Origin of the sequence: Providencia sp. PROV223 (assembly GCF_028479245.1) — a bacterium.
GTDB lineage: Bacteria > Pseudomonadota > Gammaproteobacteria > Enterobacterales > Enterobacteriaceae > Providencia > Providencia rettgeri.
The window spans coordinates 50,428-70,058 of the sequence record NZ_JAMPNG010000005.1 but is presented as its reverse complement, the minus strand read 5'-3'; the positions used below and the strand labels follow the sequence as shown (position 1 = coordinate 70,058).

Here is a 19,631-nt window from a genome sequence, read left to right as displayed (position 1 = left end):
TGTTATCGAAAGTTAAATTATTGAGCCCCTGATATCATTATGTTTATCAGGGGCTCAATTTTATCTATTTAGAAATCTTATACACTTAGACTGGATGATTAATCTTGCGGTTTATTATCGCGACTGACCATCACTAATGAAAGGCGAGCAGGGTGCTGTGCCTCACTTTTCATTGGGACATTAATCCTTGCCGTTTCTACACAAGCCATTTGTTTGTACCCATTATTTGGCATATCGTCCATACTGCATGATAACTCTGCCCAAGGGTTCCAACAGACAACATCACTATTATGGTAATGATGAATTTCTATTGTACGAGCCCATCCATCATCACGTAATAAGCTATATTCATCCGGTTCTGAATAAATACGGTCAGTATGTTTATTAAATTTGAGAGGTTCATTGGCATAAACTTCTTTATCTGCGACTTTATCGAAATAGTGACCGCCTAACCCATAGACGGTGGCTTTTTGAATATCACTGATATTGAAATAACTATGCAGTGCGGCAGTAGTTTCGAAATCCCCATAACTTTCTAGTTCAAGTTCACATGTTTCACCGAGTTTCATACGGAGGATCAGAGTGAACTCATGTGGCCATAATTTACGGGTATAGTCGGTATCCGTTAACGTGAAGGTTAAAATAACGCCATCTTCATGCTCATTATGTGCGGTGAATTGCCAAGGTAAAATTCGCGCAAAACCATGGCTAGGACTAGCAACAGGGCCGAACCAAGGCCAACAAATAGGGATGCCACCGCGGATAGCTACACCTTCTTTAAAAGCACTTTCTGAACTTAGCCATAAGCAAGGTTTTTGCCCTGCAGGTTGCCAATCAATAAGTTGAGCACCTTGTAAACTGACGGCCCCACGCACCTTAGGGTGCGAGATGACAATGAGTGGAAGCTCGCCGAGTTGGCGTTGAGTGATGTAAGCAGAGACTTGTTTAATGACTGGTAGTGCAAAAAGTTTGTCGTGCATGGTATTAGGCCTGTGTTAATGGAACAGTGTGAATACTCGTCATCTTTCAAACTGCAGCATTGCTGACTGTGTTCATTCACTTGAATTATTTAGAGTATCTATTCGGTATATTTAAAGGCGCGGTGACGCGGTGAATAGTATTCATTCTAAAATAAGTCATGTTTATAGCGTATCCAATAAGAGATCAACCATAAGCGATATAGCAGAAAATATGAAGTGTTAATTTGTTATTGGATACGATACAAAAGAGCCGCCAATCGGCGGCTCAGTTAGACAAATTTCGTTACAGCTCTTATTTAGAGATGTGAGCGATCAAGTCTAATACTTTGTTAGAGTAACCAGTTTCGTTGTCATACCAAGAAACTAATTTAACAAAGTTGTCGTTCAGTGCGATACCAGCTTTAGCATCAAATACTGAAGTCAGTTTCTCACCGTTGAAGTCAGTTGATACAACGTCATCTTCAGTGTAACCCAGAACACCTTTCAGCTCGCCTGCTGCTGCTTCTTTGATTGCATCACAGATTTGAGTGTAAGTTGCTGGTTTTTCTAAACGAACAGTTAAGTCAACTACAGAAACGTTAGGAGTAGGTACACGGAAAGACATACCAGTCAGTTTGCCATTCAGTTCTGGAATAACTTTACCTACTGCTTTAGCCGCACCGGTTGATGATGGGATGATGTTTTGCGCAGCACCACGACCACCACGCCAGTCTTTATGTGAAGGGCCATCAACAGTTTTTTGTGTTGCAGTTGTTGCGTGAACAGTTGTCATCAGGCCTTCAACGATACCGAATTTGTCGTTGATAACTTTAGCCAGTGGAGCTAAGCAGTTAGTTGTACAAGATGCGTTAGAAACGATTTCTTGACCTGCGTAAGCTTTGTGGTTAACGCCCATAACGAACATAGGAGTATCATCTTTAGAAGGGCCAGTCAGAACAACTTTCTTAGCACCTGCTTGGATGTGTTTACGTGCAGTTTCATCAGTTAAGAAGATACCTGTAGCTTCAGCAACGACGTCAACACCGACTTCGTTCCATTTCAGGTTTGCAGGATCTTTTTCTGCTGTTACACGGATTTTTTTGCCGTTTACAACTAGGTGACCATCTTTAACTTCAACAGTACCGTTGAAACGACCATGAGTTGAGTCGTATTTCAGCATGTACGCCATGTATTCTGCATCGAGCAGGTCGTTGATAGCAACGATTTCGATGTCAGAACGCTCTTGTGCAGCACGGAAAACGATACGGCCAATACGACCAAAACCATTAATACCTACTTTGATAGTCATAGTATTTCCACCAGCTATTTATTCGTGAATTAAGTTGTAGTTAAAGTTACCAAAACCTTGCCAGCCGTCAAGCGGAATCGTGTCAATTATTGAAAAAAATCAATTCTGATACCACCAATTGCTTATTTGTCAGCCACTTCAGCGGCAAATACAGCCGCACGTATTATCGGGATTGTGCAGCATAATGAAACCATCTATCAGTGATATATGTGATACGGTTCACAAATCAAAACGGAAAGTAAGATGCTTCTTAGTTTAGAATAGTTTTACAGAAAATGTTGTTAATTTTTTGTTGATTGAAATTGATGTATGATAACCATTGAACATTTTAGTTATTTAAATATTTAGGTGTGACATGTCAAAAAAAGATAACCAACCTATTGATATTTCAGAATTAAATGAAATGCAGCGTTACGTTACACAGCAAGCAGGTACCGAGCCGCCATTCAGTGGCCAATTATTGCATAACCGTAAAGATGGTGTGTACGAATGTTTATGCTGTGGTTCACCTTTATTTATGTCTGAGAGCAAATTTGATGCAGGTTGTGGTTGGCCAAGCTTTTATCAACCCGTCAATGAAGAGGCTATCAAATACATTGAGGATTTCTCGCATGGGATGCATCGCATTGAGGTTCGCTGTCAACACTGTAATGCGCATTTAGGGCATGTATTTCCCGATGGTCCGCAGCCCACGGGGCAGCGTTACTGTATTAATTCAGCATCATTAAGCTTTATCGATGATGATAATGGTGAAAAGACCCGTGGATAAAGAGCTGAAGGGTGCTGAAATTTTAATATTAGAATGACAAAAACGATTCAGCTATCAGCTAAAATTAAGAATAATAAAATAACGTGTTAATTGCGTACTTGAAGGAGCCTTACCGTGAGCGTTGAAGTTAATCCAGAGCAACTTGAACAATTATTAGCAGTGATGACACCTGAAATCTATCAGCGCCTAGTAACCGCAGTTGAGCTAGGTAAATGGCCGGATGGGGTGATGTTAACGCCAGAACAAAAAGAGCATAGCTTGCAAATGGTATTATTGTGGCAGTCGCGGCATAACCATGACCCAGAGCATATGACGGTAGGGACTAATGGCGAAATTACGATGAAGAGCAAACAAGAGCTAAAAACGCTGTTTCAAGGTGAAATGTTGGCAACATTAAAACCGCAAAATAATGATGAGTAACAGTTACTCTGTAGATCTGTAGAATAGTTTGGTTATTCAATAGGGTGTTGTACAGTGACAGCGTCACTAAAACAAGTTTTCTCAATTGATATGAGAAAACTTGTCTACAAAGTCTGGGTTAATGCAGGTCAGTTAACGTGATTAACCTCGCGCCTTGCTTTTTCATTTCGTCTAAAGCTTCTTGGCTGTCATTGGCTGCAAGATTAACACCTCTACATCCATCCACTAGAACATCTACGCTATAGCCTAATTTTAGGGCATCTAACACGGTAAATTTGACACAGTAATCCGTCGCAATTCCCATAATAATTAAATGTGAAATGTGTTGTTCTTGTAACCATGCATGCAGGCGGGTTTGGCTAATTTTATCGTTATCGAAAAAGGCACTATAGCTATCAACCTGTGGGTTTTCCCCTTTGGTGAAAGTTGCACTAATCAGTGATTGGTTTAAATCTGAGTGTAATTTAGCGCCGTGCTCACCTTGTACGCAATGAATAGGCCACCAAACTTGTGTAATGCCATTTAGCTCACCGACTTCGCCAATTTGAGTATTTGAATTAGCCGCAAAACTAAGATGTGTCGCGGGATGCCAATCTTGGCTTGCAATGATGTCTATCTGTTTTTGTTGGCAAATAGCCATCGCCTTATTAGCAACATCAATAACATGTTCACTTTCATTTACTGCTAATGTGCCACCGGTGCAAAAATCGTTTTGTAAATCGACTAACAGTAATGCTGCTTTCATTGTGTCCTCAGTATGTTATCTGTTATTCATCAGCATAGCTCAACTCGCCGCGTAAATTATTCTGCATTAACTCTCGGATTAAAGCGGGGGTATAATTTTGGCTTAGTAAGTAGTGCAATTTACTTAAGGCGGCTTCAAAAGTCATGTCGTATCCACTTATCACACCAGCTTCTGCAAGAGCGTGTCCTGTGGCATAGCCTTCCATATTAACACGGCCAGAAATACATTGTGTCAGGTTCACCACAATAATGCCTCGGTTCGTTGCCTCGCGAAGTATACGTAGTAATTCAGGCTGTTGAGGGGCATTACCGACACCGTAAGAGCGCAATATAAGCGCTTTGACAGGTTGTTGGAGAATATTGCGAACAATCTCAACCGAGAGTCCCGGATAAAGTGTAACAACACCGATAGGTTGAGGTGTAATTCGGTGGCTTTTAAATTCACCTATGCCAATAGGTGCAGGGCACGTATTGAATGTACGAATATTGATACCCGCCTCCATTAAGGGGGAGCAGTTAGGTGAGCTGAAAGCATCAAAGCCGTCAGCATGAGCCTTAACGGTGCGGTTACCGCGATATAATTTGTTATTAAAAAACAGCCCTACCTCATTAACAGGGTAATTGGCCGCTAAATATAAGGCATTTAATAGATTTGTTTGCCCATCAGAACGTAATGCTTCTAATGGTATTTGTGACCCTGTCACGATCACCGGCTTTTTCAAGTTTTCAAACATGAAAGATAAGGCTGAGGCGGTGAAAGCCATGGTATCAGTGCCATGTAATATAACAAACCCATCATAAAGTGGATAATTTTCCCGAATATCATCAGCGATGAGCTGCCAATCTTCAGGAGTGATATCAGATGAATCAATCAACGGTTGATGCTCACGGATGGTAAACTCAGGCATTTCAGGGCGGTGAAACTCGGGCATTTGAGCTAACTGAGTTTGCAAATGACCAGAAACAGGAACATATCCCTGTGGTGAATGGCGCATGCCAATTGTTCCGCCTGTGTAAACTACATAAATTGATTTCTTCTGCATCTTATTACCTAATTTATCCAACTTATCGAAGGAGAATGATTATCAGGATTTTGACGCATTTGTTAGCGTATTACTATCGTTAACTTGCGAATAATTAGATTGATATGGGGTTATTGATGAGTTTGTGAGAGAAATCCCCTTCATTAGCGCTGAAGGGGATTTAGCGATCAGTTAATTTCCGCGCAATTTAAGCAAAATGCGTAGCGGTTTTGAGGGTCATTCATTTTTAAGAAAAACTGAGCTTGCTGGCGGATATCCGTTGCGACTGCTGGGGGCAAAAACACCTGTAGTACATCCGGCATCGCGGCTTGAACGCTAGTGGTTAATTCAAGCAACAATTGATCCATGAAAGTCATCTCAGGCTTCATCCAATCTAGCTTAACATCAGTGAGTTTAGCGAGTTCTGCGGCTTTATCTATCGCAGTATCAAAATCACCTAGCTGGTCTACAAGGCCATTTTTAAGCGCGTCTTGCCCGATCCACACACGGCCTTGAGCGATTTTATCTATCTCTGCAGGTGTTTTATGGCGAGCTTTCGCGACTAAGCCAATAAATGTCTCATAACCATTTTCAATAGTAATTTGCATCATGTCAGCAAATTGTGGGCTAATCCCTTTAGTCAGAGAAATATCGGCTAATGGTGATGTTGATACTCCATCAGTATACACCCCAATAGAATCTAAAGATTTTTCAAAGGTATTGATCACACCAAATATACCAATTGAACCTGTCAGTGTGTTTGGACTGGCAATAATATAGTCAGCTGGAGTCGATACCCAATACCCGCCAGATGCTGCCATTCCCCCCATAGAAACCACCACGGGTTTACCGGCAGCATGGGCCGAAGCCAGTTCACTGCGGATCAAATCAGAAGCGCTTACACTTCCACCCGGGCTATTAACGCGTAACACAATTGCTTTAATATTATCATCAAGGCGAGCATCACGAATTTGTGCTGCGATGGTATCGCCTCCTGCAATCCCAGCCGTTTGCGGGCCATCCATGATAGCACCTTGAACAACAATCACGGCGATATTGCCACTTTGATTCGCATTGGTATCTGTTATTTTAGCGGAGTAATCATAGATACTAATATTATTGAATTGTTTATTTTCTTTATTCCAGCCAAAGTGTTTACTGAGTAAATCTTCAACTTCTTCGTTTGTATAAAGTTTATCAACCAATTTTTGTTTTAAAGCATATTGCGCGCTATCGCCTTTGACAGAACGTAATTGTTCTAAAATAGCATCAGCTCCAGGGAAAATTTGCGTGCTGGTAGTATTGCGGTTTTTGGCGATATCTGCGAGGTAATTGTTCCACAGGGCATCCAACCATTGTTTATTGGCCAAACGTGCTTCAGGGGACATTTCATCACGCATTAATGGCTCAACTGCTGATTTATAGGTACCAACACGGAAAATATGGCTACTGACTTTAAGTTTTTCTAACAGTGACTTGTAATAAAGGCCATTAGTTGCGAAACCATATACCCCAACAGCACCTTGTGGTGTGAGGTAGATATCATCAGCGTAACTGGCGAGATAGTATTGTGATTGGCTATAACTGCTACCGATGGCGTAAACCTGTTTCCCTGAACTTTTAAATTCATTGATTGCTTTACCGATATAAGCCAGAGAAGGTTGGTCGGCGCCAACTAAATCATCTAGGCGTAATACCATTCCTGTAATACGGTCATCATTTGCGGCGGTACGAATAGTATCAACGATGTCGAATAATGAATTTTCTTGCATGCGGCTATTTGAAGTACCAAGTAGTTCACGGCTCATACGACCAAATGGGTCTGGAGCAGAAACTTGGTCTACGATAACGCCCTGCAAATCAACATACAAAGCACCAAAATAATTTTTTTCGGGTTGAGTTTCTGTTTGGTAAAGCGCAATTGACCCAATAACGACAAAGAATAATACTAAGAAAATGGCGTTAAAAACGAATTCCCTAATAAAGTTTAGTGCTCGCCAGCTAATTCTAAAGATGGTAGCGATGATGTCCCAAAGTTGACGCATGTTTTCTCCTATCCTGTATATTTTGCACCACACGGGTGTTAGCTTCACTGGTTTGCCGTTGACTTATGGCACAAACTATTTTTGGATATTACATAAATATGTCTTTCTACAGTTGGGCTATTTCCGCCTGTAGCATGAATTTACGACAGTATACTCAAAAGCAAATCCGTTACCCGATCATCACATCGAATTGTTGATGTCTTAGTTGTATCAATACAATTAGTTGCAACTGCGGGCTATTTTTATGCATAACAAAATTATGATCAGCAAGGTACAATGCTTCAATGATATTTTTCATGTGTGACAAATGATACAATTCAATGAATTTATAACGTAATTTTACCTAGCGAATAACCGTTATTATTGTATTAGTGTAAGCGATTTTCCTTTAAGCTGAAACAATAGATAGCGTGGGTATCATTATCTAATTGAATGATTATCATATCAGTTTACTCTTAAACGGAGACAAATATGGATGCTTTAACCCTTTTGTTGAACCGCCGTTCAGCTTCAAGACTCACATCACCAGCACCCCAAGGTGAAGAACTTAACAATATACTTGCTGCGGGGATGAGAGCACCTGATCACGGAGCTTTGAAACCATGGCATTTTGTTGTTATGCAAAATGAAGGTATTAACCGCTTCAGTGAGCTATTAGAAAAAGCGGCAATTGAAGGGCAATTAGGTGCTGAAGTAGAAGAAAAAGCACGTAACGCACCTTTTCGCGCTCCACTCATTATTACTGTAATTGCGAAATTAAAAGACCATCCGAAAATACCACAATGGGAACAATTAGTTGCTGCGAGTTGCACTGTACAAGCAATGCAGATGGCTGCGGTTGCTCAAGGCTTTGGCGGTATATGGCGCTCAGGAGCATGGACAGAAGATGCCGTGGTTCGTGCGGGATTAGGTTGTGGAGATAACGACCGTATTGTTGGATTTCTTTATTTAGGTACGCCAGAGCTTAAAGCACCAGCAAAAGTGCAAACACCTGATATGACAGGCTTTGTATCTTATTTCTAATAAAGAGAATAATAATGACTGAAAAAATTAGATTAACGCAATATAGTCATGGTGCAGGCTGCGGCTGTAAAATTGCACCGAAAGTATTAGAGCAAATTTTACACACGGAACAAGCAAAATTTCATGACCCACATTTGTTAGTTGGAAATGAAACGAAAGATGATGCGGCGGTTTATGATCTCGGTAACGGGATTGGTATCATCAGCACGACAGATTTTTTTATGCCGATCGTTGACTCTCCGTTTGAGTTTGGCCGTATTGCTGCAACTAACGCGATTAGCGATATCTTTGCTATGGGTGGAAAACCGATTATGGCAATCGCTATTTTAGGCTGGCCAATTGCTAAGTTACCGCCTGAAGTGGCTCGTGAAGTGATTGAGGGGGGCCGAGCTGCTTGTGCGGATGCTGGCATATCATTGGCTGGAGGGCACTCTATTGATGCACCTGAGCCTATTTTTGGTTTGGCAGTTACAGGTGTTGTGAATACGGAATATGTGAAGAAAAATAGTGCTGCAACAGCAGATTGCGAACTGTTCTTGACTAAACCGCTTGGGATTGGCGTTTTGACAACGGCAGAGAAAAAAGGGGTACTTTCGCCGGAACATCAACACTTAGCGGCAGAAACCATGTGCCAAATGAATAAGTTAGGAGCGGTGGTTGCGCCTTTAGAGGGAGTGACGGCTATGACGGATGTAACCGGTTTCGGTTTATTGGGACATTTAAGTGAGATTTGCGAAGGGTCTAAAGTTCGCGCTGAAATTTCCTTTAGTAAAGTCCCTAAATTAGCCAACGTCGAAAAATATATTGAAGCAGGTTGCGTTCCTGGTGGAACAACCCGTAACTTCGACAGCTATGGTCACCTTATTGGCCCAATGAGTGATATGCAACGTCAGCTATTGTGCGACCCACAAACCTCTGGTGGCTTACTCATTGCAGTAAAACCTTCCGAAGTCTCTAAAATTAAAGAGATTGCACAGCAGCAAGGTGTTTTGTTACAGTCTATCGGTAAATTATTACCCCATCAGGATAATGTTCCTTTAGTTGAAGTGATAGATTAATTTATGCGTTTGTTTATTGCGGAAAAACCGAGCCTTGCAAGGGCCATTGCAGATGTATTACCCAAACCCCATAAACGCGGTGATGGTTTTATTCAATGTGGTGATGGCCAAACCGTAACATGGTGCATTGGCCACCTTTTAGAGCAGGCGGAACCCGATGCTTATGAACCTCGGTACGCACGTTGGAATCTTCAGGATTTGCCAATTATCCCGGATAAGTGGCAATTGAAGCCCCGTCCCGCAGTAACTAAACAATTAAAAACCATTGAAACATTACTGAAGCAAGCTTCAATAGTCGTCCATGCAGGAGACCCCGATAGAGAAGGTCAACTGCTGGTGGACGAAGTGCTTGATTTTTTAAAGCTCGATCCTGAGAAACGCAAAGCCGTAAAACGTTGTTTGATCAACGACCTTAACCCACAAGCCGTTGAGCGGGCAATTGACCGCTTAAGAGAAAATCGTGAGTTTATCCCTCTTTGTGTCTCCGCCTTAGCGAGAGCACGGGCAGATTGGCTATATGGCATCAATATGACTCGTGCTTATACACTATTAGGGCAACGAGGTGGATATCAAGGTGTTCTTTCTGTTGGGCGGGTACAAACGCCAGTTTTGGGCCTAGTTGTTAGGCGCGATGAAGAAATAGAAAATTTTATCCCTAAAGATTATTTCGAGGTGAAAGCCCATATTGTTACGCCAAAAGATGAGCGTTTTGTGGCGATATGGCAGCCAAGTGACTCCTGTATTGATTACCAAGACGAAGAAGGGCGTTTGTTCCATCGGCCGCTTGCAGACCATGTGGTATCGCGTATTGAGGGGAAGCCTGCCATAGTGACGCAATATCAGGACAAGCGCGAGTCTGAAATTGCACCATTGCCTTTCTCTTTGTCGTCTTTACAGATTGAAGCCGCTAAAAAGTATGCGTTGAGTGCACAAGAAGTATTGGATATATGCCAACGCTTGTATGAAACACATAAGTTAATTACTTATCCTCGTTCGGATAGCCGCTATTTACCGGATGAGCATTTTGCAGGGCGACACAGTGTATTGAATGCCATTACTGTGCATCAGCCTGATCTCACTGAATTTGAACTGCCAGAGTTAGATAAAAAGAATCGTTGTTGGGACGATAAAAAAGTGGACGCCCACCATGCAATTATTCCAACTGCAAAAACGGCAGCAGTAAAATTAACGGAAAATGAAAGTAAAATTTACCAACTGATTGCACGTCAATATATTATTCAGTTCATGGCGGATGCGGTTTACCGTAAGTGTACTATTGATCTTGAAATTGAAAAGGGTAAATTTATTGCAAAAGCTCGGTTTCTTGCTGAAGCGGGCTGGCGAGTTGTATTAGGCAATAAAGAGCGCGATGCTGAAAATGATGGTATGCCTTTGCCAGTTGTGAGTAAAAATGATGAGTTATTATGTGAGAAAGGGGAAGTTGTCGAACGGCAAACGCAGCCTCCGCGCCCTTTTACGGATGCAACGCTATTATCAGCAATGACTGGGATTGCTCGGTTTGTGCAAGATAAAGCATTAAAAAAAGTATTGCGAGAAACGGATGGGCTTGGTACGGAAGCGACTAGGGCGGGCATCATTGACTTACTATTTAAGCGCCAATTTCTCTTCAAAAAAGGGCGTTACATTCATTCCTCTCCGGCAGGAAGGGCTCTAATTCATGTTCTCCCCGATATGGCAACATTACCGGATATGACTGCTCATTGGGAGTCCGTACTGACTCAAATTAGTGAAAAACAATCACGTTATGATGATTTTATGCATCCGTTAGGTCAAACGTTGATGCAATTAATTCACCATGCACGCCAATTTACAAATTTGAGGGCATTTCGAGAGTTACCAGCCCCATCAGCAAAAGCAGGGAAAAAACCTGCAATAACAGGCAAGAAGAAAACGAAAAAGAAAGAGGATTAGTTGAGTTTGGTTAACCAATAAAAGGCGCTTTAAGCGCCTTTTTGCATTATAACTAGTGATGAAATTTATTTTGTTAGGTCAAACTCAGACCACACCGGTGCATGGTCTGATGGCTTTTCCATTCCGCGAATATCATAATCAATACCCGTTGCGATACAACGTTCAGCAAGGTTATTTGAGGCTAGTAATAAATCAATACGTAAACCGCGGTTATCATCAAAGCCCTTAGAACGGTAGTCAAACCAAGAGTAGCAATCAGCAACATCAGGATTTTTAGCTCGGTATGTATCGACCAAGCCCCAGCCTAACAATTTAGCTAACCATTCACGTTCTTCAGGTAAAAAAGAGCATTTTCCGGTTTTTAACCAACGTTTGCGGTTTGCATCACCAATACCGATATCCAGATCGGTTGGGCTAATATTCATATCACCCATAATGAGTAATTGAGACTCAGCCGTTTGTGTTGATGTAATGTAATTTTGTAAATCTTGATAGAATTTTTCTTTTGCTGGAAACTTAGTTGGGTGGTCGCGGCTTTCCCCTTGAGGAAAATAACCATTAACAACAGTCAATGGGCCACGCTCTGTTTGGATGTCAGCCATGATAATACGGCGCTGTGCGTCATCATCGTCAGTTGGAAAGCCTTTGCGGACAGCAAGAGGTTCATTTTTTGTTAAAAGAGCCACGCCATAATGGGCTTTTTGGCCGTGATAAAAAACATGATAGCCGAGCTGACTAACCTCTTCATAAGGGAACATATCATCATGGACTTTTGTTTCTTGTAAGCCAATAACCTCAGGTTGATGTTTTTCGATGATTGCAGCGAGTTGGTGAGGACGAGCTCGGAGGCCATTGATATTGAACGATATGAATTTCATGGTTTTTTATCACCTAGTTTTATGATTATTATGCGTATTCTACCAGATGGTAGCAATACTGTAACCCCGAGTAGCATGTTTCAACGATTAGGTTGTTTTATAGCCAACAACGATTATGATAAAAATGGTCATTACATAACTCATTCTTGGTACAATATCAAAATTTAGCGTTTAATATAAAAGTTATAATAAATTTAGTTAAACAAAAAATATTATAATTAATTAAATTTATTATGGGTGCTAGAATTTAATTTCTGATTAAAATTAAATTAATAATTTCAATATTAACTAGTTTTAATTTCATTTAAAGTCAATTGGTTATTTATATTTTAATGTGATTTAATAGTGGAGGCATAAAAAATAATTAATCGAAACAGTATAATATATTGCTTTGTAATGATGGAAATTATAAAAATACTTTTATGAAATATTGTTAATCATTCAATAAAAAATCAACTTTGACTTTTTATTTTTTGGATTAATTTATGGGCTAATCAATATAATTATTAATGAGAAAGTTAAGTATGTTGATTAACATTTTAATAAATGGAATGGGGTCATAGATATGTTCTTTTCAAGAAAATTAGAGGCGTTTATGGCGGTTGTTGAAAATGGCTCGTTAAGCAAAGCGGCAAGAGTGATGAACCGTACGACACCTCCCATCGCGAAGTCAATCAAAGACTTTGAGACAAGCCTAGGTAAACGGCTTTTTAAACGAGAAAAATTTGGAATGACATTAACTAAGGACGGCCAAGAGCTTTATAACGATCTAAGAGATCTTTATTTACAGGAGAAAGAAATAACGAAAAAACATTTTTCAGGTTATATAATCAATGAGGCTAATATTTATTATGACTGGGGAAAGGAAAATCATTTAATTAATTTATATCAATCAGCACATCAAAATAATGTACAAGTAAATATATTAAGGTTTAATTATGATGAAGTAGATGAAATTGTCGATTATGATGGAAATACACTTATTCTTAGTTCAGAGCAGGTTGTCAGCGAACGGTTTTCATTACAAAAAATAATAGAAAATTCACCATTAGGTATTTATTGTCGGAAAGAACTATATGAAAAATTTCATTATGACCTTGTTACATTATTACAAAAAAGTACCTGGTTATGTGACCCCGCATTTTATAAAAGTTCTTTAATGAGCGATTTATTAGCAAAAATTGAAACGGTTGATAATAAAACGAGCGTGAGACAAATGGATAATATTGGCTGTTGCCAAAGTTTTATTCAAGATGGTGACTTTATAGGTATTATAGACCACTATCCAGAAGAAGAATTAATTGATAAATCATTAATTTATATACCATTAAACAAGATTTTGGGGAAAAGTGTTTGTTACATTTATAAATCAAAATCACACTCTAGTGTACTAAATCGTTTTATGGGTGTTGTTGATAAATTAGGGGGGGATGTTAATTAAATGGTGGTGGGAGAAGGATTCGAACCTTCGAAGTCTGTGACGGCAGATTTACAGTCTGCTCCCTTTGGCCGCTTGGGTATCCCACCAGATTTTGAGTTGCTGTAATCATTGACAGCGGGCGGCATCATATCAAATGACGCGCCGCTGTAAAGCATTAATTTTCAATAAAATGGTCGTTTGCTGTTTTTTTATTCTTAATGCGTGTTAAATCAACAAAGTGTTGTTAAATAAGCCACTGCGTTGGCTTATAAAATAATGGTGCGATTACCATATACAAATACACGTTGAGCTAAGACCCAGTAAAGGGCATGACTTAGTACATTTTTTTCAACGTCACGTCCAGCACGCATCATATCATCCGCTGTGAATGTATGGTCTACATTAATCACGTTTTGTGTAATGATTGGCCCTTCATCAAGGCTGTCATTAACAAAATGCGCTGTAGCACCAATAATTTTTACGCCACGCTCATAAGCTTGGTGATAAGGACGGGCACCAATAAAGGCAGGTAAAAACGAATGGTGAATATTGATAATCTGGTTTGGATAATGCTGAACAAATGCGGGCGTTAATACGCGCATATATTTAGCCAACACAACGTAGTCAGGCTGATACTGGTCAATCTGTACTGTCATTTTTTCGTCATGTTGTTCGCGAGTTAAGCCTTCATGACTAATATGGTGGAATGGGATGCCAAATTGTTCGACTAAGTTTCTTAGCGTATCGTGGTTTCCAATAACAGCAGCAATTTCAACATCCAAGCCATCATAAGCACTTTTCATGAGTAGGTCGCCCAGACAATGTGCTTCTTTGGTTACCATGACGACAATACGACGCCGGCCTGCAGTGTTTAATTCACGTTGAGACCCAACAGGCAATGCATCGTCGAGATCCGCTAATAATGTTTCATCGTTGAAAATGCCTTCTAACTCAGTTCTCATGAAGAAACGGCCAGTGTGATGATCAACAAATTCATTATTTTGTACGATATTGAGTTGGTGTTTATAGCAAATATTGGTGATTTTCGCGATTAATCCTTTCGCGTCAGGGCAAATTGTCCTGAGAATTTTCTTTTGTACAATTTTGTGTTGCATGAAACAGCCTAATCCTTAACTAACAAAGCGATATAAAAAACGACAGATTGAGTATTAAATGTGTCTCATTAGACAGGCATTAAATAAAGGGTAATTAGTCTGGGTGCCCACACTTTTTATATTTTTGACCAGAGCCACAAGGACATAAATCATTACGACCAATTTTTGGGTTAATACCGTCTATATAATACCAACACGAATCCATCTTAATAAAACGTGAACGTTCATGAATAAGCTGCTTATGATCAGCTTTTTCATCAATAAAGCAAGCCGAAAATTCGACATAAGCTTCATCGGGATTTTTAGCATAAGAAGAACTAATAACACGAAGACCACACCAGCGTGTCTTCGAAAAACTATTTACAATTTCGTGGTGCCATTCTTGAGCATGGCAATCCGGGTGCCATGTTTTAATCAGATAATCGGCATTTTGGTGAACATAAGCGCTATATCTGGAGCGCATAAGCTGTTCAGGCGTCTGTGGAATAGATTTTCCTTGTAAAAAAGGTGCGCAGCATTGTTCAAATTGTGCTTCGTTGCCACAGCAACACCTATCTTCTACTTGTGATTTCATAACACTCTCTATAAAAATAAGTATAAGATTGAAAAGTCACTATACTTAAATGATGGCGAATAAATGATTTTATCGTATGAATAATTGTATTGTTAATTAAACCAGGCTTTTGCAGTAGGTATCTTATGAAAAATAGAAAAGTACTCATAATAGAAGACGAAATCACCTTCTGTACAATTTTAAAAAATTACCTCGAAACGCTGGGTATTGAGATCTATACCGCAGATAATGGTCAATTAGCAATAGAGATGTTAACAATAAACGGTATCACCCCTGATATCATTCTCTGTGACCTTAATATGCCGATAATGAATGGTGAAGCGTTTATGCGAGAGCTTATTGCTCGTAATATTGATATTCCAGTCATTGTGATTACGGCAACAACTGATTTTACTCAGTTAGATAGAATGTTTCGTTTAGGGGCTAAAGATGCTTTGCTTAAGCCAATAAAAAATTTAGATGAAGTTAAAGTGACCCTACTTTCTGCACTGTATCCTGAGAAAAATAGCCTAACAGAGCTAATGGGAGAGGAAATTCATCAGATTTCTACATTAATGCAAGATCATACTCAAGATATGTTGACGGTGTTGAAGCAGTTACAACCGCCAGTAAACCAAATTATAAATAATTACCGAATTAACTATCGCCAACTTAATGAAGCTAACCGCTTTGGTTTATTATTAGACTTAGCTGCTATTTCAGACAGCCAAATAGGATTTTACTGCATTGACACTGAGCGCTCTCCCCAAGAAGGTATTATGGCTGCTTTTTTGATTCGTGTGGTGTTCAATGACCTATTAAAAAGTGCGGTAAGCTACCCAGAAAAAAAATTACCGAATATTGATAGGATTATTAATCAAATAAATTATTTACTAGAGGATTCGGGGTTTAGTGGGCAATTTCCTCTCTTATTGGGGTATTTTAATACACAGAATAAAGCAATTATAATGGCGAGTGCGGGCTTAGAAGCGGAAATAACGACAGAAAATACGCATGTTAAGTTACCAAGAAGTCTTCCTTTAGGTACACTTAAATTTTATCAATCTAACCATTTAGAGGTAAAAGGAAATGCTTGGCAGTGTTTAATACGTAATAATAGTCAGAAAATAAAACTTATGTTTAACCCGGAGACATAATTAATGTCTAAAATGCATGCATGTGTCATCTAAATAACCCTATTCAGACTCGTCGCTATTTATTCATAAATATTTCCTGATATACTTTTGCGCACTTAAAATGCCTCTTGATACTTTAGTGAAATTTGAGAGGCAAGGATGATATCTGGAGTGATAAAAATGACACAGCGCAAGGTGCGTAAAGCGGTAATCCCTGTTGCAGGCTTAGGGACTCGTATGCTTCCTGCAACAAAAGCTATTCCAAAAGAAATGTTGCCAATAGTCGATAAGCCACTTATTCAATATGTTGTTAATGAGTGTATTGCTGCGGGGATCAATGAAATTGTTTTAGTAACACATTCATCAAAAAATTCCATTGAGAACCACTTTGACACAAGCTTTGAGTTAGAAGCTATTTTAGAAGCGCGTGTTAAGCGCCAGTTATTGGATGAGGTTCAATCTATTTGTCCAAGTCATGTAACGATTATGCAAACGCGACAAGGAATAGCAAAAGGATTAGGGCATGCAATTTTGTGTGCTAAACCGTTAGTCGGTGAAGAACCTTTTGCGGTTATTTTACCTGATGTCATTTTAGACCGTTACAGTACAGATTTAACTAAATTTAACTTGCGTGAAATGCTCGAACAATATGAATCAACAGGTGCAAGTCAAATTTTAGTTGAGCCAGTCCCTGAAGAAGATGTATCTAGCTATGGTATTGTGGATTGCAGTGGAGAAACGCTAGCACCTGGGGATAGCAAAAGAATTGTTCGTATGGTTGAAAAACCAAAACGTGAAGAAGCTCCATCTAATTTATCTATTGTTGGTCGTTATGTTTTATCTGAAAAGATTTGGGATGCATTAGCTAAAACAGCTCCCGGTGCTGGTGATGAAATACAATTAACTGATGCTATTGCATTAATGATGGAAAATAATGAGCCTGTAGAGGCCTACCACTTATGTGGTAAAAGTCATGACTGTGGAAATAAATTAGGTTATATGAAAGCATTTGTTGAATATGGAATGCAGCATGATGCGTTGGGTGAAGAGTTTACTCAGTGGCTGAAGAAATTATCAGCGTCATTGAATGCAGCAAAATAAAATTTCACAATAAATTTTTATTAAAGGCTAACTTAATTTGTTAGCCTTTTTTATGCGTGAAAAAATAAATTATTAACAATAAACGTCAGGTATTAAGGCGTATCGCTCTGATTTAGACTGTTTAGTTGCTACTCATTATAAGTGAGAGGTGTACAAAAATTAACATATAACCCCATTACATAAATAAAATCACTGAACAATATTTAAGTTTATCTAATTAAGCTTACATATCTTTACTACTCTGTTTTATTTATCATGATTATTTGATTGGTAGTATAATACAGCGCAAAGGCTTAAACAGAACAGTTAATTGAAGTGGGCAGTAGTTATGCGGCTTTAGTGCTAAAAAAGGGAGCTATAATAGCTAAGCGCTTTTTCTTAGTAGAGGTTAATATAAAATAATATATAAAGGTTGAAACAAAAACACCCTTATAAAAGGGTGTTTAGAATACATGTATAGGCTATTAGATTAAGAAATCATCTAAAGATTTGCCTTGTTCTTCAATGGCAACTTTGATTACTGCTGGAGTACGGCCTTGGCCTGTCCAAGTTTTAGTTTCGCCATTTTCATCAACATATTTATATTTAGCTGGACGTGCAGCACGTTTAGCACGGGTGCTAGTGCTTTTACCTGAGTCCATTGTTTGCAGAAGGTCATTTAAATCGACGCCTTGCTCAAGAATCATTTCACGAACTTTTTCCAATTTACGGTTACGTTCTTCTAATTCCGCGCGAGCTTGGCTCTCTTCATCACGACGTTCTTCAACAACGACGGTTAATTTTTCCAGCATTTCTTCTAAAGATTCTAAAGTTACTTCGCGAGCTTGAGCACGAAGAGTACGGATGTTATTTAACGCTTTTAATGATTCGCTCATTTTCCTGGTCTCAAATTATTTGTTGGCATGTGTACAGTAATAATAGAATGCTATTTTAAATTCTGCAATAGCTAAATTACTTCCTTAGTTTAAAAGTAATCTTTAACGAATGCAATTTTTTTACAAAAGAAAAATAAACTTTTCGTAGATATATATATAGCTATTATCAATAACTGAACTAAACGAAAAATAGGAATAAGCCAAAATCTTAGTGATTAAATAATTCAAAAAAGAAGAGGCGTGTCTCATTTTACTTTTACTCGGAATGAATTGAAGGGAAGGTCAGGCTTAAATTTTCTTTTTTTGATGATGCTTTTTAGCGGAATGTGCTTTAGTTGAAACTGTTTATAGTTAATATCAAATTGATTTTTATTGCATACGTGCTAAGTAATATTTGCAATAAGGTACAAGTTGAGCCCCAAAAAAAAGTTAAATTTTCAATAAGTAAAGGGCATCTACACCAATATTGTTAATCCTCAAGTATGTTTTATGGTAAAATTATTATGTATATTAATTTTGAGGGAACAGCCAAATGGCTCAGCTTTACTTTTATTATTCAGCAATGAACGCGGGAAAATCAACGTCATTATTGCAATCATCGTATAACTATAATGAAAGAGGAATGCGTACGGTTATTTTTACGGCAGAGATAGATAACCGTTTTGAACAAGGAAAAGTCTCATCGCGAATAGGTTTATCTGCGGAAGCGTTACTATACTCAACAACAACAAATATGGCCGAGTTAATCAAAAAAGAAAATAGTGTACAAAAAGTACATTGTGTTCTTATTGATGAATGTCAGTTTCTAACAAAAAAACAAGTTGAAGAATTATGTGACATAGTCGATAACGAGGATATTCCGGTTTTATGTTATGGATTGCGTACCGACTTTGCAGGACAATTATTTGAGGGTAGTCAATATTTGCTTGCTTGGGCTGATAAATTAGTTGAGCTAAAAACGGTTTGCTATTGCGGGCGTAAGGCGAGCAAGGTATTACGTATAGGAAGTGATGGGGTGCCTGTATATGAAGGCTTACAAGTTGATATAGGTGGTAATGAAAAGTATATCTCTGTTTGTCGTAAGCACTATTCAGAAGCAATAAAACAAGCTCAGTTGATGAATGAGGGCGTTATACCTAAGCAGCCACTTCATTTTCGATGAGCAGAAATATTTTGGTGTAGGGACTAAAATAGGCTTCGGTTATCGGATTATTACGGCAGTTAATGAAATCAACTCAGTGGGTTAAATTATTTTATATAATATTGATTTTA

At 38.9% G+C, this 19,631-nt stretch carries 18 protein-coding genes and 1 tRNA gene; 9 read left to right on the top strand and 10 right to left on the bottom strand.

Features of this window, described 5'->3' with window-relative positions; genetic code table 11:
* Positions 1 to 98 precede the first annotated feature (98 nt).
* Both PR767_RS07950 and gapA read right to left on the bottom strand, forming a co-directional pair.
* Complete coding sequence (locus PR767_RS07950; protein WP_004911200.1) at positions 99 to 980, bottom strand: D-hexose-6-phosphate mutarotase; 882 nt, start codon at positions 978 to 980, stop codon at positions 99 to 101.
* 292 nt (positions 981 to 1,272) lie between these two features.
* Complete coding sequence (gene gapA / locus PR767_RS07945) at positions 1,273 to 2,268, bottom strand: glyceraldehyde-3-phosphate dehydrogenase (protein ID WP_004911198.1); 996 nt, start codon at positions 2,266 to 2,268, stop codon at positions 1,273 to 1,275.
* Between the two features lie 355 nt (positions 2,269 to 2,623).
* Here gapA and msrB point away from each other — a divergent pair, with 355 nt between their 5' ends.
* The gene (gene msrB, locus PR767_RS07940; RefSeq protein WP_004911195.1) at positions 2,624 to 3,037 is read left to right on the top strand and encodes a peptide-methionine (R)-S-oxide reductase MsrB; all 414 of its coding nucleotides are present in this window, start codon (positions 2,624 to 2,626) and stop codon (positions 3,035 to 3,037) included.
* A gap of 114 nt (positions 3,038 to 3,151) precedes the next feature.
* Complete coding sequence (locus PR767_RS07935; RefSeq protein ID WP_004911191.1) at positions 3,152 to 3,457, top strand: YeaC family protein; 306 nt, start codon at positions 3,152 to 3,154, stop codon at positions 3,455 to 3,457.
* 118 nt (positions 3,458 to 3,575) lie between these two features.
* On the opposite strand, the gene pncA is transcribed toward PR767_RS07935, so the two are convergent.
* The 3 genes from pncA to sppA all read right to left on the bottom strand — a co-directional run bounded on the left by pncA (position 3,576) and on the right by sppA (position 7,268).
* Positions 3,576 to 4,202: a bifunctional nicotinamidase/pyrazinamidase gene (gene pncA / locus PR767_RS07930; protein ID WP_109913256.1), complete on the bottom strand. Its 627-nt coding sequence runs from the start codon at positions 4,200 to 4,202 to the stop codon at positions 3,576 to 3,578.
* A 22-nt stretch (positions 4,203 to 4,224) separates the two neighbouring features.
* Positions 4,225 to 5,244: an asparaginase gene (gene ansA, locus PR767_RS07925; protein WP_004911183.1), complete on the bottom strand. Its 1,020-nt coding sequence runs from the start codon at positions 5,242 to 5,244 to the stop codon at positions 4,225 to 4,227.
* Positions 5,245 to 5,411: 167 nt separating this feature from the next.
* Positions 5,412 to 7,268 carry a signal peptide peptidase SppA gene (sppA, locus tag PR767_RS07920; RefSeq protein ID WP_109913255.1) on the bottom strand — a complete coding sequence of 619 codons (1,857 nt, stop codon included), beginning with the start codon at positions 7,266 to 7,268 and terminating at the stop codon, positions 5,412 to 5,414.
* A gap of 471 nt (positions 7,269 to 7,739) precedes the next feature.
* On the opposite strand from sppA, the gene PR767_RS07915 reads away from it, so the two are divergent.
* From PR767_RS07915 to PR767_RS07905, 3 genes are read left to right on the top strand one after another with little or no spacing between them, the layout of a single operon-like run.
* Complete coding sequence (locus PR767_RS07915; protein WP_109913254.1) at positions 7,740 to 8,291, top strand: NAD(P)H nitroreductase; 552 nt, start codon at positions 7,740 to 7,742, stop codon at positions 8,289 to 8,291.
* Positions 8,292 to 8,305: 14 nt separating this feature from the next.
* Positions 8,306 to 9,349 (top strand): selenide, water dikinase SelD, encoded by a 1,044-nt coding sequence (gene selD / locus PR767_RS07910; RefSeq protein WP_109913253.1) that lies wholly within the window; start codon positions 8,306 to 8,308, stop codon positions 9,347 to 9,349.
* 3 nt (positions 9,350 to 9,352) lie between these two features.
* On the top strand, positions 9,353 to 11,281 hold the full coding sequence (locus PR767_RS07905; protein WP_272520107.1) for a DNA topoisomerase III: 1,929 nt from the start codon (positions 9,353 to 9,355) through the stop codon (positions 11,279 to 11,281).
* Between the two features lie 65 nt (positions 11,282 to 11,346).
* On the opposite strand, the gene xthA is transcribed toward PR767_RS07905, so the two are convergent.
* Positions 11,347 to 12,159 (bottom strand): exodeoxyribonuclease III, encoded by an 813-nt coding sequence (xthA, locus tag PR767_RS07900; RefSeq protein WP_115167189.1) that lies wholly within the window; start codon positions 12,157 to 12,159, stop codon positions 11,347 to 11,349.
* Positions 12,160 to 12,724: 565 nt separating this feature from the next.
* Here xthA and PR767_RS07895 point away from each other — a divergent pair.
* Complete coding sequence (locus PR767_RS07895) at positions 12,725 to 13,600, top strand: LysR family transcriptional regulator (RefSeq protein ID WP_004911163.1); 876 nt, start codon at positions 12,725 to 12,727, stop codon at positions 13,598 to 13,600.
* A 1-nt stretch (position 13,601) separates the two neighbouring features.
* On the opposite strand, the gene PR767_RS07890 is transcribed toward PR767_RS07895, so the two are convergent.
* The 3 genes from PR767_RS07890 to PR767_RS07880 all read right to left on the bottom strand — a co-directional run bounded on the left by PR767_RS07890 (position 13,602) and on the right by PR767_RS07880 (position 15,268).
* A tRNA-Tyr gene (locus PR767_RS07890) sits at positions 13,602 to 13,686 on the bottom strand.
* 159 nt (positions 13,687 to 13,845) lie between these two features.
* The gene (gene purU / locus PR767_RS07885; RefSeq protein WP_272520106.1) at positions 13,846 to 14,694 is read right to left on the bottom strand and encodes a formyltetrahydrofolate deformylase; all 849 of its coding nucleotides are present in this window, start codon (positions 14,692 to 14,694) and stop codon (positions 13,846 to 13,848) included.
* Between the two features lie 94 nt (positions 14,695 to 14,788).
* The gene (locus tag PR767_RS07880) at positions 14,789 to 15,268 is read right to left on the bottom strand and encodes a YchJ family metal-binding protein (RefSeq protein WP_272520105.1); all 480 of its coding nucleotides are present in this window, start codon (positions 15,266 to 15,268) and stop codon (positions 14,789 to 14,791) included.
* A gap of 125 nt (positions 15,269 to 15,393) precedes the next feature.
* Between PR767_RS07880 and rssB the strand changes: the two genes are divergently transcribed.
* Positions 15,394 to 16,404, top strand: a complete 1,011-nt coding sequence (gene rssB / locus PR767_RS07875; protein WP_109913228.1) for a two-component system response regulator RssB — start codon at positions 15,394 to 15,396, stop codon at positions 16,402 to 16,404.
* A 159-nt stretch (positions 16,405 to 16,563) separates the two neighbouring features.
* Complete coding sequence (galU, locus tag PR767_RS07870; RefSeq protein WP_004911149.1) at positions 16,564 to 17,484, top strand: UTP--glucose-1-phosphate uridylyltransferase GalU; 921 nt, start codon at positions 16,564 to 16,566, stop codon at positions 17,482 to 17,484.
* Between the two features lie 464 nt (positions 17,485 to 17,948).
* Here galU and hns read toward each other — a convergent pair whose 3' ends face one another.
* The gene (hns, locus tag PR767_RS07865; protein WP_004254106.1) at positions 17,949 to 18,359 is read right to left on the bottom strand and encodes a histone-like nucleoid-structuring protein H-NS; all 411 of its coding nucleotides are present in this window, start codon (positions 18,357 to 18,359) and stop codon (positions 17,949 to 17,951) included.
* A 532-nt stretch (positions 18,360 to 18,891) separates the two neighbouring features.
* Here hns and PR767_RS07860 point away from each other — a divergent pair.
* Complete coding sequence (locus PR767_RS07860) at positions 18,892 to 19,521, top strand: thymidine kinase (protein ID WP_109913227.1); 630 nt, start codon at positions 18,892 to 18,894, stop codon at positions 19,519 to 19,521.
* Positions 19,522 to 19,631: the final 110 nt, after the last annotated feature.

Coding starts and splice junctions, on each gene's coding strand:
- PR767_RS07915 (WP_109913254.1), top strand. CDS start 7,740: ATGGATGCTTTAACCCTTTTGTTGAACCGCCGTTCAGCTTCAAGACTC.
- PR767_RS07895 (WP_004911163.1), top strand. CDS start 12,725: ATGTTCTTTTCAAGAAAATTAGAGGCGTTTATGGCGGTTGTTGAAAAT.
- PR767_RS07905 (WP_272520107.1), top strand. CDS start 9,353: ATGCGTTTGTTTATTGCGGAAAAACCGAGCCTTGCAAGGGCCATTGCA.
- PR767_RS07880 (WP_272520105.1), bottom strand. CDS start 15,268: ATGAAATCACAAGTAGAAGATAGGTGTTGCTGTGGCAACGAAGCACAA.
- PR767_RS07950 (WP_004911200.1), bottom strand. CDS start 980: ATGCACGACAAACTTTTTGCACTACCAGTCATTAAACAAGTCTCTGCT.
- gapA (WP_004911198.1), bottom strand. CDS start 2,268: ATGACTATCAAAGTAGGTATTAATGGTTTTGGTCGTATTGGCCGTATC.
- PR767_RS07860 (WP_109913227.1), top strand. CDS start 18,892: ATGGCTCAGCTTTACTTTTATTATTCAGCAATGAACGCGGGAAAATCA.
- msrB (WP_004911195.1), top strand. CDS start 2,624: ATGTCAAAAAAAGATAACCAACCTATTGATATTTCAGAATTAAATGAA.
- xthA (WP_115167189.1), bottom strand. CDS start 12,159: ATGAAATTCATATCGTTCAATATCAATGGCCTCCGAGCTCGTCCTCAC.
- ansA (WP_004911183.1), bottom strand. CDS start 5,244: ATGCAGAAGAAATCAATTTATGTAGTTTACACAGGCGGAACAATTGGC.
- purU (WP_272520106.1), bottom strand. CDS start 14,694: ATGCAACACAAAATTGTACAAAAGAAAATTCTCAGGACAATTTGCCCT.
- sppA (WP_109913255.1), bottom strand. CDS start 7,268: ATGCGTCAACTTTGGGACATCATCGCTACCATCTTTAGAATTAGCTGG.
- rssB (WP_109913228.1), top strand. CDS start 15,394: ATGAAAAATAGAAAAGTACTCATAATAGAAGACGAAATCACCTTCTGT.
- hns (WP_004254106.1), bottom strand. CDS start 18,359: ATGAGCGAATCATTAAAAGCGTTAAATAACATCCGTACTCTTCGTGCT.
- pncA (WP_109913256.1), bottom strand. CDS start 4,202: ATGAAAGCAGCATTACTGTTAGTCGATTTACAAAACGATTTTTGCACC.
- galU (WP_004911149.1), top strand. CDS start 16,564: ATGACACAGCGCAAGGTGCGTAAAGCGGTAATCCCTGTTGCAGGCTTA.
- selD (WP_109913253.1), top strand. CDS start 8,306: ATGACTGAAAAAATTAGATTAACGCAATATAGTCATGGTGCAGGCTGC.